Source organism: Actinomadura rugatobispora (genome assembly GCF_055379765.1).
In genome coordinates this window covers 3,967,049-3,983,110 of record NZ_AP029191.1, presented here as the reverse complement: position 1 = coordinate 3,983,110, position 16,062 = coordinate 3,967,049, and the positions used below count along the sequence as shown (strand labels likewise).

General features: G+C 69.4%; 13 protein-coding genes. 8 read left to right on the top strand and 5 right to left on the bottom strand.

Annotated features, from left to right (window positions below; genetic code table 11):
• Positions 1–280: 280 nt before the first annotated feature.
• Positions 281–1,741 (bottom strand): alpha/beta hydrolase, encoded by a 1,461-nt coding sequence (locus ACZ466_RS17070; protein WP_378279963.1) that lies wholly within the window; start codon positions 1,739–1,741, stop codon positions 281–283.
• 2,479 nt (positions 1,742–4,220) lie between these two features.
• Here ACZ466_RS17070 and ACZ466_RS17065 point away from each other — a divergent pair.
• From ACZ466_RS17065 to ACZ466_RS17055, 3 genes are all read left to right on the top strand, one after another.
• The gene (locus ACZ466_RS17065; protein ID WP_464043878.1) at positions 4,221–4,547 is read left to right on the top strand and encodes a hypothetical protein; all 327 of its coding nucleotides are present in this window, start codon (positions 4,221–4,223) and stop codon (positions 4,545–4,547) included.
• A 567-nt stretch (positions 4,548–5,114) separates the two neighbouring features.
• Positions 5,115–6,479 carry a group II intron reverse transcriptase/maturase gene (gene ltrA / locus ACZ466_RS17060; RefSeq protein ID WP_378279961.1) on the top strand — a complete coding sequence of 455 codons (1,365 nt, stop codon included), beginning with the start codon at positions 5,115–5,117 and terminating at the stop codon, positions 6,477–6,479.
• Positions 6,480–6,783: 304 nt separating this feature from the next.
• The gene (locus tag ACZ466_RS17055; RefSeq protein WP_464043877.1) at positions 6,784–7,554 is read left to right on the top strand and encodes a transposase family protein; all 771 of its coding nucleotides are present in this window, start codon (positions 6,784–6,786) and stop codon (positions 7,552–7,554) included.
• Positions 7,555–8,043: 489 nt separating this feature from the next.
• On the opposite strand, the gene ACZ466_RS17050 is transcribed toward ACZ466_RS17055, so the two are convergent.
• The 3 genes from ACZ466_RS17050 to ACZ466_RS17040 all read right to left on the bottom strand — a co-directional run bounded on the left by ACZ466_RS17050 (position 8,044) and on the right by ACZ466_RS17040 (position 10,612).
• Entirely contained in the window at positions 8,044–8,622 is a 579-nt protein-coding gene (locus tag ACZ466_RS17050) for a dihydrofolate reductase family protein (RefSeq protein WP_378292925.1), read from the bottom strand.
• A 143-nt stretch (positions 8,623–8,765) separates the two neighbouring features.
• Positions 8,766–9,947, bottom strand: coding sequence for a sensor histidine kinase (locus ACZ466_RS17045; protein ID WP_378292927.1), 1,182 nt, complete (start codon positions 9,945–9,947; stop codon positions 8,766–8,768).
• Positions 9,948–9,955: 8 nt separating this feature from the next.
• Positions 9,956–10,612, bottom strand: a complete 657-nt coding sequence (locus tag ACZ466_RS17040; protein WP_378292929.1) for a response regulator transcription factor — start codon at positions 10,610–10,612, stop codon at positions 9,956–9,958.
• A gap of 116 nt (positions 10,613–10,728) precedes the next feature.
• On the opposite strand from ACZ466_RS17040, the gene ACZ466_RS17035 reads away from it, so the two are divergent.
• From ACZ466_RS17035 to ACZ466_RS17020, 4 genes are read left to right on the top strand one after another with little or no spacing between them, the layout of a single operon-like run.
• Positions 10,729–11,235, top strand: a complete 507-nt coding sequence (locus tag ACZ466_RS17035) for a hypothetical protein (RefSeq protein WP_378292931.1) — start codon at positions 10,729–10,731, stop codon at positions 11,233–11,235.
• Between the two features lie 14 nt (positions 11,236–11,249).
• Positions 11,250–12,419 carry a peptidoglycan-binding protein gene (locus ACZ466_RS17030; RefSeq protein ID WP_378292933.1) on the top strand — a complete coding sequence of 390 codons (1,170 nt, stop codon included), beginning with the start codon at positions 11,250–11,252 and terminating at the stop codon, positions 12,417–12,419.
• Entirely contained in the window at positions 12,416–13,120 is a 705-nt protein-coding gene (locus ACZ466_RS17025; protein WP_378292935.1) for an ABC transporter ATP-binding protein, read from the top strand. Before ACZ466_RS17030 ends, ACZ466_RS17025 begins: the two co-directional genes overlap by 4 nt.
• A complete protein-coding gene (locus tag ACZ466_RS17020; RefSeq protein ID WP_378292937.1) occupies positions 13,117–14,319 on the top strand; it encodes an ABC transporter permease in 1,203 nt (400 codons plus the stop codon). The genes ACZ466_RS17025 and ACZ466_RS17020 overlap by 4 nt, the downstream gene beginning before the upstream one ends.
• Positions 14,320–14,474: 155 nt before the next feature.
• On the opposite strand, the gene ACZ466_RS17015 is transcribed toward ACZ466_RS17020, so the two are convergent.
• Complete coding sequence (locus tag ACZ466_RS17015; protein ID WP_378292939.1) at positions 14,475–15,275, bottom strand: SDR family NAD(P)-dependent oxidoreductase; 801 nt, start codon at positions 15,273–15,275, stop codon at positions 14,475–14,477.
• 102 nt (positions 15,276–15,377) lie between these two features.
• On the opposite strand from ACZ466_RS17015, the gene ACZ466_RS17010 reads away from it, so the two are divergent.
• A complete protein-coding gene (locus ACZ466_RS17010) occupies positions 15,378–16,010 on the top strand; it encodes a TetR/AcrR family transcriptional regulator (RefSeq protein WP_378292941.1) in 633 nt (210 codons plus the stop codon).
• The last annotated feature ends 52 nt before the right edge of the window (positions 16,011–16,062 follow it).

The following is a 16,062-nucleotide window of genomic DNA, read 5'->3' as shown; positions in this document are numbered from 1 at the left end:
CGGTGTCGTATTTGGGCGCACCAGTCACCGCGTCCGCCGGAACACGCTCGGGGGAGTCGGTGCGGCGGCGCCGCAAGTAGTGCTCGATGGGGGTGGAACCCGCCTTGTTGGCGCTCCAGCACGGTGATCTGATGCCGCAGCACCACAATCGCAGTTGCCAAGAGCAGAGCTGCCCATCATTCCGCGGCGACCGCCTTGCCGCGGCTCGTCCTGCATCTCCTGGCTGCTGAGCTACCGCCGGGTCAGGAGACGATGCCGGGCCAATTGCTCCCGCCGGTGGCTACGCGCCCATTGACTTGCCTTCCGAAATCGGGGGCGTGTCCTGGTGGCACACGGTTCCGGCCGGGGGGAGGGTGCCGTCGATGAAGTATCGGCTCTCGTGCTCGTTGATGCAGCTGCTGGGGTTGCTCAGTGCGGTGTGCCCGTACCCGCTGTTGGTGAGCAGGCGGGCGTTGGCCAGCTCCTTGGCCATGGCCTGCGAGCCCGAGTAGGGGGTGGCCGGGTCGTAGGTGGTGCCGACCACCAGGACGGGGTGTGCCGTCGGTTTGTTCCACGGGCCGCGATAGCGGTTGGCCGCTACGGCCGGCCAGGTGGCACACGGCTCTGCGGCCCAGGTCCAGTAGCGTCCGGCGTCGCCTGAACGGGAGGCACTGGCCTTCTCCAGGGCGTGGTAAGCACCGGGGTCACGCGGATTGGGGCTGTCGCCGCAGAACACCGCAGCCGCCTGTTCCTCGCCCAGATACGGATTCGGATTCGGGACCGGTGGTGCGGGTGGGGGTGCGGACGGCTTCGGGACGCGGCCGTGCCACAGGTCCTGCAGCCTGCCGGCGAGGTTCATCCATCCGGGGTGGACGATGTAGAGGCTGTTCACTGTGTCACCGACCGTACGGCCGTAGGTCCAGGTGCCCACCGGATGCTCCCGGAGGCGCCGCATCAGCTGGTCGAACTTGGCCCGCGTCGCTTTGGGGCCGCCGGCGGAGAAGGCGCAGACGGCGGTAGTGGTCGACCCGCACAGGGAGAGGAACTGGTCCAGCGTCGCGGCGGCGCTGCGGTCCGCCCCCATGCGCAGGAGCGTCGGGAGCCGGGGGGTGTCGTTGGCGTGGTTCGTCCAGGCCTGCGGGTCGATATTGCTGTCGAGGGTCATGGCGCGGACCTTGCCGGGGAAGAGGTTGGCGTAGGTGGCGCCGAGGATCGTGCCGTAGGAGATCCCGAAGTAGGTGAGTTGTGGTTCGCCCACCGCCTGGCGGAGGTGGTCGAGGTCGCGAGCGCTGTCGACGGTCGATACATGACGCAGGAGTTCCGGGTCACGCTGGTGACAGCGCTGTCCCAGATCCTTGTACGCGGCAATCCAGGTCGTCCGCTCCTGCTCGCCCACAGGGAAGCCTGCCGGTTTGCTCGAAATCCAGGCGTCGGCTTCCTCGCGACTCTTGAAGCAGTTCACCGCGGTGCTGTTGCCGATCCCGCGGGGGTCCCAGCTGACGATGTCGAACCGCTCCCGCACCTTCCGCGGGAAGAACTCGTATCTCTGTGGCATCTGCACCGTCCCGGGCCCGCCGGGGCCGCCGGGGTTGAAGAACAGGGTGCCGATGCGCCGTCCGGGACCGGTTGCCTTGTGCTTGATGACGGCCAGCTCGATGGTGCGACCACCTGGGCTGTCGTAGTCCAGTGGCACCTTCGCGGTCGCGCAGTCGAACTCACTGCCTTGGACGCAGGGACTCCAGTCCAGCTGCGGGGTGGGCACCGAAGGTGACGGTCGGTGGGACGTGCCGACGTCCAGCCCGTTGCATGCCGTCGAGCAGACCACCGCCACGGCGATGACCGCGGCGGCACGTCGGCGAGCCGCCAGGGGTCCAGATATGGGCATGCTCTGTCCTTCCTTTTTGGCTGAACGCCCGATGCCGCCAAAGCGCTGGACGTCGGCACACATCCGTGTCAACTGCCGTCGAGGCGGCCAGCGACTGCGCCCGGCGCAAGGTCGCATCCGGCGCCAGGCCCCAGCGACTTTGGCCCCGCAACCTCTTTCATCGGATGGAGTGATCGTGGGACGGGCCCGCCCTGTCTCAGTGCTGCATCTGTCCGACCAGTTCGCGGTCACCGGCGATGATGTGCTCGTAGCGCTCACGGGTGACCGCGGCGGTGGACGTGGGAGCGGGCCTAGCGGTCACCATCCCTCACGGGGCGGGGCCCGGCAGACCGGACCACCGGCGACCAGACCTGGCCCAACGCCCGCCACGGGCGAGCCAATTCGAGATCCACCACCGGCAACGACGGCAAATGACCGTTCGAAACCAGATCCGGCGCATGAACCGTTCGCCGGAGCGTTCATCCAGACGCTTGGACGAACGCTCCCTTTCGAGCGACCCAGGCCCTCGGGCGGGACTGCGGCGAGCTGTACACCGCGTTCCTGTGGTGTTCCAACTCGGCCACTCGCACCGGACACACTCGCCGACCCTCGTCCCGCTCCATCGCGGCCGTACGGAGACGGACCCGCCGCAGCCGGCGCGCCTGCGACGCTTCCCCGTCTGCACCCCCGGCGAACGGGTGAGAACGGGCTCAGCAGCACGGAACGCCTCCCGCACGACCGCCGAAGTACGCATATGAGCACTGCACGACGCAGAGACCCACTCGGCGGGAGCACGGAAGGTGTCGAACTGGCTGGCGAGAGGAGTTGTGTAGCACGGGCGTCAGTGGCGGACGGCAGCTCATTAGCCACCGCGTAGATGTCGCTGGACATCTTCCGCTCAACCGTCCCGGGCGGAGCCACGATCAAGGCAATGTCACGGCGCGGTGCGTCATGTTGATGCTGGGCCTCGTCGGCGCCGGCGTTCTCTAGTGCCAGGGCTCAACCGGGGAGATCAGCCACTCACCCATACCCGGGCGTATCGCCGGAAGGTCACGCCTCTCCCCGCCCGGCGACGTCCAGCTCGAACCGTTCCACAGGTCGGACACTTCTTGTCCGGCCGTGTTGGCGTGCGGCGCTGCGGTCTCCAGCGCGTGAAGGGCGGCGCCGGCGTCCAGGAACTTACCCAAGCTGCAAACTCCTCGATTCAGGCATTGTCAGTCATTCCCGCCCCGCTGTCCGCGAGATCAAGCAGCGATCGAGGACGAAAGTAGATGGCCAAGGCGGTCTATCGCCCGCCGATTACCGCGCTCGGGGTGACCCATCCACCTGCAGTTATTCCCGGTTCGGGTCTGGTCAGGTGACCCCAGAGGTCAAGGCAGATAACTTCCTCGCCATGTGGGGGGCAAGCCGAAAAATGATGTTCGTCCGTTATCTGGCACCGGTTTCCCTATTTCCATCCGGCGCTCCCTCTGAGGAGCGTGCGCAGCACCCCGCCAGGTCGCGAACGGCTCGTTAATTGGAGGGAGGCAGTCCAGCGCGTCGGCATCCTGGGCTACCTGCTCAACGTCCTGCCCGTCTGCGCGGGATCACTGCCTGCGCGGTGCAGCCGTGGAGGCCCCACGTCGGGTTCTCCCGCGCCATCCGCTCGGGGAGTAGTTCCGCTCGCGCAGGATCGTCCCTGGGGTGACCGTGAAGATCTCCGCCCAATGTCGGCGGTGCATCAGTCGCGACAGCGCCACCGGCCAGAGCCGATCGGCGTGCTCCCGGCGTGGCCGACCGTGGAGATCGGTGTAACACCTGGTTCTCGTGCCGCAGTACCACGTCCTTGGACGGTCCCAGCGGACCAGCTCCCCGATCGGACGGAGCAAGATCCGGAGCAACCGGTAGAGCAACGGTCGCGACCATGCCGCTTAGCTCACAGAAGGGAGCCGGTGCCGCGCGGGACACGGTGCCGCGACGGATGATCCGCAGCAGCCATGGCCCTTCATTGTCATTGAGGTGGCGCCCCGCACCGGTTCACGCCGTTGACGGCGCCTCCAGTGACAACTAGCATGTGTACTTAACGAGTCTTAATGTGTAAATAGCGAAAAATGGTGGTGTCGCACCGCGGGTAGGGCGAGGGGCGGCGTCGGCAGGGAGGGTTCGCCGTGTCCGTTGACCTGTGCGCGCTCTCTCGCTCGCCGCTCAGCCGACGATGCCCGATCTTGGTCGCCGGGCTGTTCCCGAGGAGGCGGTCTGATGGCCGGATCGGAGGTCTACCTCCTGGACGTCACGTTGCGGGAGGGGATGCACGCCATCACGGCCGAGGGCGTCCGGTGATCGAGATGGGCCACGGCGACGGGCTGGGCAGGCATACCGACGACGAACGGCAGAATCGATGACCATATTGCGGATCAATTATCTGGCCCACCGCAATCCGGGCATGACACGCGAGCAATGGGTTCCGCGGTGGCGGCAACACTGGCGTCTCGCCGAATCCCAGAAGGAGTCGGCGACCGTACGGCGATACATCCAGTGTGAGGTCCTCCACGACACCTCACCCAGAATGCACGACGGTGTGGCGAGCTCCGAATACTTCTCTGCCGAAGCCCGCGACGCCAACCGTAGTGCCGCGGGCTACCACCGCATCATGCGTCAAGATGAGATGCAGGTCTTCGACTCGCTCATTGAGCCTTTTTCGTGCGCCCAGCAGAGCAGGAGGTGAAGCCGTGACGTAGCGGTGGATCTTGTTGTTCGCAAGCTCGTCGTCGCTTGCCGGTGGGAGTCCGGTCCGGGTAGCTGCCAGGAGGCCCGGTAGCAGGCTGGCGGCTTCGTCTGGAAACGGGCGGGGTCGAAGCCCAGCGTCAAAAGCCCTTTCATGGGGGAGCGATGGTGCGGTCCGTAGCATGAAGCGAAGCCTGCGGCGTCGTTACTCAGCCCGCCCGCTCGGGTGGGACAAGGGAGTGCCGAGCCTCTCGAAATCGGGGCGAAGGCCAGGGACGCGGTGAAGAGCCTGGAAGCGCAGCCGCCAAGGACTCCCCGGCGTATGGGGGCGCGGAACGCATCAATAGTGGCGGCGGGAACTGGGGAGGCCCTCCCCGGCCCGGCAACCTGCGGAAGTGTCGTTGCCGGAGCATCGCGCTCTATAACCGATGACCTCGGGAAATGAGCGGGTGCCGGGTGGGCGTCGGAGGCGGCCGTAGTACCGCTTGAGCCGACCGGACAACACAACCGGCGGTGAGGGAAGGGCCGCTGCTTCGTCGATGCGCAGCGATTTCAAGGAGGAGACCCGGTGAGTGCCGGTCAGGCTATCCCCGCCGCGAAGGGATCCCTTGGGGATCCGGTCCGTGCCTTGCAGCATGCGCTTTACCGGGCGGCCAAGGCCGATCCCGGGCGGAGATTCCACGCGCTGTTCGATAAAGTCTGCCGCAGGGACGTGCTGCAGCGCGCGTGGGTGGCGGTGCGCAACAACAACGGCGCACCGGGTATCGACAAGACCACCCTGGCCATGGTCGAGGAGTACGGAGTGGACCGGCTCCTTGGTGAGGTGGCCGGCCAACTGCGGGAGCGGCGGTATCGGCCGCTGCCGGCGCGGCGGGTGCTGATCCCCAAACCTGGGCTGAAAGATCAGTTCCGGCCGTTGTCGATTCCCGTGGTCGGTGACCGCATCGTGCAGGCCGCGTTGAAGATCGTGCTCGAGCCGGTCTTCGAGGCGGACATGGCCGACTGCTCGTTCGGCTTCCGCCCGAGGCGGTCGGCACACGACGCCCTGCAGGTGCTCATTGATGAGTGCCATCGGGGGCGGCGGTGGGTGGTCGAGACGGACATCGCCGATTGTTTCTCGGCGATTCCGCACACGGAGTTGATACAGGCGATCGAGGAACGCGTCTGCGACCAGTCCGTGCTCAAACTGCTGCGCGCGATCCTGCGTGCCGGGGTGATGAAGGACGGGCAAGTACGGCGAGAGATCACCGGAACTCCGCAAGGAGGGCCGGTGTCACCGCTGCTCTGCAACGTCTACCTGCATCGATTGGATCGGGCGTGGGATGACGGTGATGGGGCGCTGGTGCGGTTCGCCGACGACGTGGTCGTGATGTGCTGGTCGGCCAGTCAGGCCGAGCGGGCGCTTGCGCGCTTGGTCGAGTTGCTGGCTGAACTTGGTTTGGAGCCCAAGGCGGCCAAGACCCGCATCCTGCACCTTGAGGTTGGAGGTGGCGGCTTTGAGTTTCTGGGCTTTCACCATCGGCTGGTGCGGTCGCGGGGCGATCGGGGCCGCCCGAAGGTGACGTTCCTGGCTCGCTGGCCTGCGGACAAGGCCATGCAGCATGCCCGTGACCGGGTCCGGGAAATGACGTCCCGGCGGTGGCTGCTGCTGCGGCCAGAGGTGATCGTGGAGAGGCTGAACGCTTTTCTGCGAGGCTGGGCGGCCTATTTTCGTTACGGGCACTCGGCTCAGCGCCTCAGTAAGATCAGACGGTATGCGCAGTGGCGGTTGGCGCAGTTCATGCGCCGACGTCACCGCCGCAGCATGATGTTCGGCTGGCAGGTGTTGATCAACTCCCGGCCGGTCGATCTCGGTCTGATCGGCTTGTATGGAATCACCGTCGCACCCAGGGCGGGCAAGCCCTGGCGGGTGAGGCCGAATGCCCCCGTGTGAACGGCGTCGGTGAGCCGTGTGCGGGAGAACCGCATGCACGGTTCGAAGTGGCGGGAGCTGGAAACGGAGCAAGGACCTGGCCATGGTCATCGGGGAGGGCACAGCCGTCCGGGAAACCGGCGGAAGAAAGACCCCGAGCCCTACCGCCAGGAACGCCACCGCGCCAGCTCCCGACCCTACAGCAGTGGTTTGAGGTGGGCTGATCACAGCATGATCGCGGGCGGCGTGGTGGCTCCAAGAAGAGAAGAAGCCCCTGGTAGGACGGTTGATCTCTCACAACCGGCCGTCCACACCAGAGGCTTCCATGCTTTTCTACCGTGCTTCGCTGCCGTTGTCGCGCCGAACCCTGGCCTACGCCACCGGCGTGGTCCGCCGCCACCGCAGGGCGATCGGCAGCAGGGGCCGGGCGCTGCCGCCCGGCACCCAAGCCCTGATGACCCTGGTCCACCTGCGTAAAGGCGAGACCTATGCCGCGCTGGCCGCCGGGTTCGGTGTATCGGTCGCCACCGCCTGGCGCTATGTCAACGAGGCCATCGACCTGCTGGCGGCCCGGGCCCCGAAGTTGCCCGCCGTGCTGCGCAGAGCGCGTCGCGACGCGCTGCCCTACCTGGTGCTGGACGGCGTCCTGATCGCGATCGACCGGGTCGCCGCCGACCGCCCCTTCTACTCGGGCAAGCACCGCCGGCACGGAATGAACCTCCAGGTCATCGCCGGACCGGACGGAACATGGCTGTGGGTGTCGGGGGAACTGCGCGGCGCCGTCCACGATCTGAGGGCCGCGCGGATCTGGGGCATCATCCGGGCGCTGGCCGAAGCCGGGCTGCTCACCCTGGCCGACAAGGCCTACCAGGGAGCCGGTGAACACGTCCTGACGCCCTACAAAGGGCGCGGCAAGCCAGAGTCCCAGAAGGAGGCCAACCGCGCCCACGCACGACTCCGCGGACCGGGAGAGCGAGCAAACGCCCAGCTCAAAGCATGGAGGATCCTACGCAAACTGCGGTGCTGCCCCTTCCGCGCCGGCCGCATCGCCAAGGCCGTCCACACCCTCCACCTCCGCGAAACCGCATCACGTTGAAAAAGCCTCACTGAGCTATGCACAGAACCTCGCCGTCAAGCCGGAGCGGCCCGAGGGGTGGGGTCTCGATGTCGACGGCTCTGAGGAACTCTGGTTCGACGGTCTGCAGGCGGCGATTGCGTACGCTCAGTCCGAAGAGCTGCGCGAGATCGACGCGGGAGCATCACGCCTCTTCCAAGTTACTGCCCAGGTCGTGACCAACGAGGTGATCCTCAAGGACGTGCGCCGCGGCATGAATGCTGTCGCGACCGCCACACGCTGATCATCGCTCGCGTCCGGGTGCGGAGTCGGACAATCGCCAGGTCGCTCTTCCCCGCAGATGGACCATTGCGGCTCGCTCATCAGTCGATCGCCCGCCCTGGTCCACACAAGGGCGCTCTTCTGCGGACGGTGGAACGACCCCGGCAGAACGGGTGCGCTGTCGGGTCTGAGCGCCGTAGGTGGCGGTTTCTACCGGTCAGGGTCGGCTGCTTGACGGGGTTGAGGGACTCAGGCATGCAGGGTGGGCCGGTAGACGAGCTCTTGGATGTGGTCGTCGAGCGTCCGGTGCTCGATCAGTTCGAGGTCGAAGTCGGCCGCGCCCTCGAAGATCGGGTCCAGTCCGGTCCGACCGGTGATCACGGGGAAGAGCGTCACCTGGACGCGGTCGACCAGGCCGGCGGCCATGAGCGCCCGGTTCATCGACAGGCTGCCGTGCGAGCGCAGCGGCACCTCGGACTCCTCCTTGAGCCGGGCGACGACGTCGACGGCGTCGCCGCTCACGACGGTCGCGTCCGGCCAGTCGAGGGCTCCTCGCAGTGTGCTCGACACCACCGTCGCCGGTAGGTTCCGCATCCGGGTGACCCACGGGTCACGCACCTCGGACTCCTCGGTGCTCGAAGCCAGCATCCGCGCGAACGCCCGATAGGTGTTGGCCCCGAAGACCATCCGCTGCTCCTCGCCGTACAGGGCGAGGCGGTGGTCGAGGAGTTCGGGGCCTTGCTTGCCCCAGTAGCCGGTCCAGCCGCCGCCGGCGGCGCCGAAGCCGTCGAGGCTGGAGAAGACGTCGAATGTGTAGGTAGCGGTCATGATGCTCTCCTCGCGTGCGGTTGATGGCGGTGATACAGACTGGGGACCACGGCGAGACTCATCGCCCCTGGACTCCTGAAGTCCGGGCGTCCCGGATACGGCCCGGCCGGCCGGTGGCGTGCGGCCTGGAGTTTGAGCGTTGATCATCCAGCCGGGTTGCGGTGTCGCGCTCCAGCCTGATCGGTTTGGCCGGTGGGGAAGGTGGCCTGGACGACGAGACCGCCACCTGGGCGCGGGAGCGCGCTGAGGGTTCCGCCATGCGCGAGTGCGATCGCGTGCACGATGGACAGGCCGAGGCCGTGGTGCCCGTCGCCGCGTGCGGACCGGTCCAGCCGCTGGAACGGTTCGAGCAGCCGGGCCACCTGCTCGGGCGGGACGACCGGGCCGGTGTTGCTCACGCTGAGCACGGCTTGGCCGTCCCGCGATCCGGTCGCCACGTCGACGCTCCCCCCGGGCACGTTGTACCGCATGGCGTTGTCGACGAGGTTGGCCACGAGACGTTCGACCAGGGCGGGGTCACCTGCGGTCGTGGCGGGTTCGATCCGCGGGTACAGGCGCGGGCCGTCGGACGGCTCCGGCCGGGCCGCCAGGACCTGGTCGGTGAGCGCGGCGAGGTCCACCGGGACGCGGCCGTCCAGGCCCCGCTCGCTGGTCGCCAGCGTGAGCAGGGACTCCAGCAGCCGTCCCTGCTGGACGCTGATCGTCAGGATCCGCTCGAAGGCCGTGCGGAACGCCTCGACGGTCGGCCGGCGGTCGGTGAGCGTCTCCTCCAGCAGCGCGCGTTCGAGCGTGAGGGGGGTACGGAGTTCGTGCGCGGCGTTGGCGACGAAGCGCTTCTGCGAGTCGAGCGCTGCCTCCAGGCGCCCGAGCAGGCCGTCCACGGTGTCGGCGAGGTCCTTGAGTTCGTCGCGGGGGCCGGTGAAGGACAGCCGCTCATGCACGTTGCGCGCCGAGATGCGCTGCACGGTGGTGGTCATCGTGCGCAGCGGGCGCAGTACCCGTCCCGCGACGAACCAGCCGAGCGCCAGGGAGACCAGCAGCATGATCGCCAGTGCGATCCCGGACTGGACGGCGAACTCGCGCAGCAGCGCATCATGCTGCTGCTCCAGCATGCGCATCGGATCGCGCGTGCCGGGATTCATGCGGGCCAGCCGATACCGGCAGTCCTCCTTGTCGATGCCGGCGCACGGCAGCAGCACCTTGAAGACCGTGTTCCTCCGGACGAGCAGGAACGTGATGGCCAGCAGGGCCGCGCCGGAGGCGGTGAACAGCGCCCCGTACAGCAGCGTGAGGCGCATCCGGACCGTCCGCGGCGCCTTGCGCATGAGCGGCCTCATATCCGGTAACCGCTCTTCGGGACGGTCTCGATCACGGGCGGGGATCCCAGCTTGGCGCGCAGGCGGTTGATCGTCGCCTTGACCGTGGTGGTGAACGGGTCCGCCGCCTCGTCCCAGACGCGTTCCAGTAGTTCCTCGGCGGAGACGACGCGCCCTCCCGCGGCGAGCAGGTACTCCAGCACCGCCAGTTCCTTGGGGCTGAGCGCCAGGCGCAGCCCGGAGCGGGTGGCGAGGCGCTGCGCCGGGTCGAGCCGCAGGTCGCCGTGCTCCAGGATCGGCGGCAGCGCCGGCTGGGCCCGCCGGCCGAGGGCGCGGATCCGCGCGACCAGTTCGGCGTAGGCGAACGGCTTGGGCAGGTAGTCGTCGGCCCCCAGGCTGAGCCCTTCGACCCGGTCGGCGATGGTGCCCGAGGCGGTGAGCATCAGGACCCGGGTCCGGCGGCCCGGCCCGGCCACCAGCGCGCGGCAGACGTCATCGCCGTGCACGCCGGGGAGGTCGCGGTCGAGGACGACCACGTCGTAGTCGGTCACGGCCGTGCGGTCGAGCGCGGCCCGGCCGTCGAGCGCGACGTCCACCGCCATCCCCTCGCGGTGCAGGACCCGGGCCACGGAGTCGGCCAGCTCCGCGTGATCTTCGGCCACCAGCACTCTCATCGCCGTCAGCGTGCCCGATGCCCGGTCACAGCCGCGTCACAGCCTCTCGCACCGTCATGTGACCGCCCCTTCTCTAGAAATGGCCTCGTCAGCCATACCCCTCGGAAAGGGGAACGATGAACAGGGGCTCCATGTTGCTGGCCGTCTCGGCCGCCGCCCTCGCCCTGACCGCCGCGGGATGCGGTGGCTCCGGCGACTCCACGACCACCGCGTCCGGCGCGAAGCCGGCCGCCACGGTGGACCAGGGGGTCAAGCACGCGCAGTGCATGCGCGACAACGGCCTCCCGGGCTACCCCGACCCCGACCAGGGCGACGAGAGCACGGCGCAGAACCTTCCGGACCGCGACTCACCGGAGTTCACGAAGGCGCTGCGGGCATGCCAGTCGCTGGAGCCGCCCGAGAAGCGGGCCGGTACGCCGGAGAACGCCGAGCTCCAGCAGAAGATGCTCAAGTGGGCGCAGTGCATGCGCACGAACGGCGTCCCGAACTTCCCCGACCCGCAGAACGGGCGCGTCCGGGTGAAGAAGGGCACCATCGACGGCGACTCACCGCAGTTCGAGAAGGCCGTGCAGGCCTGTCGCCACCTCGAGGCCGGCAGTACCGGCAAGCGCCCCGGCGGCTGAGGGAGACGGACTCGATGAGCACCGAAGTGACCGAACCGGGCCTGAGGACGCGAGGCACGCCCGCCCGGCCGCGGCGGCGGAACAGGCGCCGCGGAATACTCGGCGGCGTCGCGCTCGCGGCCGTGGCCGCGGTCGGCGGCGTGGCTCTCGCCGTGACGGGCCCGTACGGCGACGACGGCGAGCCCGCCGTGAGCGCCGGCACCGGGACCTCGCTTGCGGCGGTCCAGGAGGGCCCGCTCTCCTCGCAGGTCAACCAGAGCGGGACGCTCTCGTACGCGGGCGGCGCCGACGGGACCCCGTACCCGGTGGTCAACCAGGCGAAGGGGACCTACACCTGGTTGCCGGCGGCGGGCACCCAGGTCGACTGCGGCGAGACGCTGTACAAGGTCGGCGAGAAGCCTGTGATCCTGGTCTGCGGAAGCACGCCCGCGTACCGGGACCTGGCCGTGGGCGACGACGGCAAGGACGTCCGGGCGCTGAACAAGACCCTGGTGGACGCGGGCTACGCCGACAAGTCCGACGTCGATTCCGAGTGGGACCACTTCGGCTGGGGGACCGCGGCTGCCCTGGAGAAGCTCCAGGACAAGCGCGGCGCCGACGTGACGGGCAGGCTGGACCTCGGCCAGGCGGTGTTCCTGCCCGGTCCGCTGAGGATCGGCACGGTGACGGCCGGGAACGGCACGAGCGCGGGGCCGGGCCGTCCGATCATGGAGGCGGCGTCGAACCGGCGCGAGGTGATCGTGAAGCTCGACCCGTCCCAGCAGTCGGCGGTCAAGAAGGGCGCCCAGGCGCAGATCACGTTGCCGGACAACCGGACCACGTCCGGCGTGGTCAGCCGGATCGGCACGGTCGCGGCGTCCTCCGAGAAGGACGACTCCGGCTCGGGGCCCGCCACGCTCCCGGTCTACATCGCGCTCAAGCACCCGAAGGACGCCGGAACCCTCGATCAGGCACCGGTCCAGGCGCAGATCACCACGGGCGGTGTCAAGCAGGCGCTGATCGTGCCGGTGACCGCGCTGATCGGCCAGGCCGGCGGGGGATACGCGGTCGAGGTCGCGGCGGGGGACACCGGCCGGACCCGGATCGTGCCGGTCACGCTGGGACTGTTCGACAACGCCGGCGGACGGGTGCAGGTCTCCGGTGCGCTGACGGCCGGTGACCGCGTGGTGGTGCCGTCGACATGAGCGAGAGGAACGTCCTCGAACTGGAGCGGGTCACCAAGACCTACGGCACGCAGCCCCCCGTCCACGCGCTGCGCGGCGTGAGCTTCACCGTGCGGAGCGGGGAACTGGTCGCGATCGTGGGCCCGTCGGGGTCGGGCAAGTCCACGCTGCTGCACATCCTCGGCACGCTCGACCGGCCCAGCGACGGCACGGTACGGATCGACGGGGAGGACGTCGCGTCGCTCACCGACCGCCAGCTCGCCCAACTGCGGGCGCGCAGCATCGGCTTCGTCTTCCAGCAGTTCCACCTGTCCGAGCACACCACCGTTCTGGAGAACGTCGCCGACGGGCTGCTGTACGGCGGCGCAGGCCGCGCCGAGCGGCGCGAGCGCGCCGCCGAGGCGCTCGTCCGGGTCGGGCTGGAGGACCGGGCGGGCTTCCGGCCGGGCAAGCTGTCGGGCGGGCAGCGCCAGCGCGTGGCGATCGCCCGCGCCCTGGTCGGCCGCCCGGCCATCGTGCTCGCCGACGAGCCGACGGGCAACCTCGACAGCGGGACGGGCGCGGCCATCATCGAGCTGCTGCACGAGCTCAACGCCGGCGGGGCGACCATCGTCCTGATCACGCATGACAGCGGGCTGGCCGCCCAGGTGCCCCGGCAGCTGCAGGTCCTCGACGGGCGGATCGTCGCCGACAGCGGGGCGCGTTCGATGGAGGGCGTATGAGGCTGTCCGACCAGATGCGCGTGGCGAGCATCGGAATCCGGGCCCGCCGCCTGCGGGCAGCCCTGTCCGCGCTCGGGATAGCGATCGGCACCGCGGCGATCGTGGCGGTGCTCGGGCTGTCCGCGTCCTCCCAGGCCGGGCTCCTGGCCCAGATCGACCGGCTCGGCACGAACCTGCTGACCGCGAACACCGGCCAGTCGGTCGCCGGCGAGAAGGCGCAGCTCCCGGCCGCCGCGCCGCTGCGGATCTCCCACCTGCCCGATGTCGAGCAGGTGGCGCACGCCGGTGCCCTCGACGACGCGAACGTGTACCGCAGCCCGCTGATCCCGGCGGTCAACACCAACTCCCTGCGGGTGCGGGCCGCCAGCCTCAACCTGCCCGAAGTGATCGGAATCGGCGTGGCGCAGGGCCGCTGGCTGAACACCGCGACCGAGCGTGGGCCGGTGACGGTGCTCGGCGCGCTCGCCGCGCGGCGCCTCGGGATCGAGCGCGTCCACCCCGGGCAACGGATCTGGCTGAAGAACCAGTGGTTCTACGTCGCCGGCATCCTGGAGCCCGCGACGCTGTCGACCGACATCGACACCAGCGCCCTGATCGGCTACCCGGCCGCGGAGCGCTACCTCGGCTACACGGCCGTCGACCAGGGCAAGGCGGTGGCCGGGCCTCCGACGACGGTGTACGCGCGGGCCCGGATGGACAGGGTGGACGCGGTGCAGGGGGTGCTCGCGCAGACCGCTAACCCCGAGTCGCCCGGCGAGGTCGACGTCGGCCAGCCGTCCGAGGCGCTCACCGCGCGAGCCGCCGCGGAGGGCGCGTTCAACAGCCTGTTCCTCGGACTCGGGCTGGTGGCGCTGATCGTGGGCGCGGTCGGGGTCGCCAACATCATGATCATCTCGGTGCTGGAACGGCGCTCGGAGATCGGGCTGCGCCGGGCGCTCGGCGCGACCCGGGGACACATCCGCACCCAGTTCCTGTCCGAAGCCGTCATGCTCGCGTTGCTCGGCGGGGCGGCCGGAGTCGCGGCCGGGGTGCTGACCACCGCGGTCTACGCGAACACGAAGGGCTGGGCGGTGGTCATCCCGGCCCAGGCGTGGGCGGGCGGGATCGGCGCCGCGATCGTGATCGGCGCGATCGCCGGCCTGCTGCCGGCCCTCCGAGCCGCCCGCCTCTCGCCCACCGAGGCGCTGCGCACGCTGTGAGCGCCATGCCGCCATGCGTTGCGTTCGTCCAGGTCCGATCGGACGCGCTCGACGTGTGGCGGCGCCGCCCGTCACCACCGCGCTTCCAGGGCTCCCTTGCCTGGGGGGCGGGTGGGCGGACGGTGTCCGGCGGCACTGCGCCGGACGGGCGGAGGTCACTGCGCCACGGGCGTGAGGGCGTCCGCGACCCGCCTGGTGACTCTCCGCCCGATCACAGCGAGGAGCTTGCGCGGGCGCCTGGGCATCAGGTGTGCCATGGCCAGGTTGCCGCGGCCGGGCACCACGTAGCCGCGGTCGCGTTCAAGGGCGCGGAGCGCCGCGGTGACGACCTCTTCCGGGGTGCTCATCTTCGCCCCGATGGCGGCCTCCTTTGAGCCGACCACGTCGAAGAACGGGGTTTCGACCGGGCCCGGGGCCACGGTCAGCACCTTCACGCCGGTGCCGCGCAGCTCGCTCCAGAGAGCGAGGCCGAAGTTGAGCACGAAGGTCTTGGAGGCGGCGTAGGTCGCGAAGTAGGGGGAGATGGTGAACCCTGCCGTGGAACCGATGTTGACGACCGCGCCCGAACCCCGGGCGAGCATGCCCGGCAGGAGCGCGTGGGTCAGGTCCACGAGGGCGACGATGTTGACCATCAGCTCGTCGTGCTCGCGTCCGGGGGCGATCTGCGCGAAACGTCCGGCCGTTCCGAAGCCCGCGTTGTTGACCAGCAGATCGATGGTGAGCCCGCGGGCAGTGAGCTCCCCGGCCACCCGGTCGGCGGCGTCGGGGGCGGAGAGGTCCTGGCTGACGACCTCCGCACGGATGCGGTGGCGCGCGGTCAGCTCGTCGGCCATCGCCTTGAGCTTGTGCTCGGTGCGCGCGACGAGCACCAGATCGTGCCCGGTGGCGGCCAGTCTGCGGGCGAACTCGGCGCCGATCCCGGAGGACGCACCAGTGATAAGAGCGGTCTTGTTCATGATTTCCCTCAATCTGCATCGTGGCGATGTGTCTCAGAGATTAAGTGCAACAGACCGTATCAGATAGAAGCGTTTACGGGTCAATGCTGTAGCCTCCACTCCATGACTGCGACGAGCGGGCGACGCCTGCGCGCGGACGCCGAGCGCAGCATCCGCGCGATCATGACGGCGGCGGAGCGGCTGCTCAGCGAGAACCCGGCGGCCACGATGGAGCAGATCGCCGAGGCCGCGGGGGTCGCCAGAACGACCGTCCACCGCAGGTTCGCCAGCCGGGAAACGCTGATCGAGACCATGGAGACCACCGCCTGGCGGGAGATCGCCGAGGCCGTCGACGCCGCCCGCCCGCACACCGCCCCGCCGCTGGTGGCGCTGCACCAGGCGACCGCCAACATCCTGCAGATCAAGTCGGGCTGGCGCTTCACGCTGGCTCGGCCGGTGCCGCTGGCGGCAGGGGCACAGGCCGCGCAGGCCGAGGTCATGGGCAAATGCGAGCTGGTCTTCACGCGCGCCAAGGAGTCGGGCATCCTCCCCGCCGACGCCGACGTGTCGTGGATCAGGCGGGCCTACCTCGCGCTCCTCGCCGAAACGGCGCACGGCTCCCGGTCGGGAGACCCGGCCCCGGCGGGCTCAGGTGCGGCGGCCGACGCCCCAGCGCCGAACGAGACCTCCGACGACCCCGACGCGCTGTCCTCCCGATTGATCGACACACTTCTCTACGGCGTCGCCGGCAACTGACCACCGGCACATCGCCCGCGGCAAGGCCGCCTGATCGTCGCGGTCGGCTTCG